The organism is Klebsiella sp. K47, from assembly GCF_051858335.1.
GTDB classification, from domain to species: Bacteria; Pseudomonadota; Gammaproteobacteria; order Enterobacterales; family Enterobacteriaceae; genus Klebsiella; species Klebsiella pneumoniae.
This window is the reverse complement of the sequence record NZ_JBPYUI010000340.1, coordinates 1-229: the sequence shown is the minus strand read 5'-3', so window position 1 is coordinate 229 and position 229 is coordinate 1. Positions and strand designations below refer to the sequence as shown.

Sequence of the window (229 nt, the reverse complement as noted above, 5' to 3'; positions counted from 1 at the left end):
ATAATAAACAATGGCTTATTTACGCCTACCATCGAGAAACAGGTGAGATTGTTGCTTATGTTTGGGGTAAGAGAGATTTAGCTACAGTCCAAAGGTTGAAGACAAAGCTTAAACAATTAGGTATTCACTACACCCGAATTGCAAGTGATCATTGGGACAGTTTCATCACTGCTTTTAAAAACTGCAAGCAAAGTATTGGTAAGTTGTTTACTGTAGGAATTGAAGGTAA

Annotated in this window: 1 protein-coding gene; it reads left to right on the top strand. The window is 36.7% G+C overall.

Annotated features, from left to right (window positions below; genetic code table 11):
• On the top strand, positions 1-229 hold a 229-nt coding region (locus RRF55_RS28295; protein WP_439419338.1), incomplete at both ends, for an IS1 family transposase.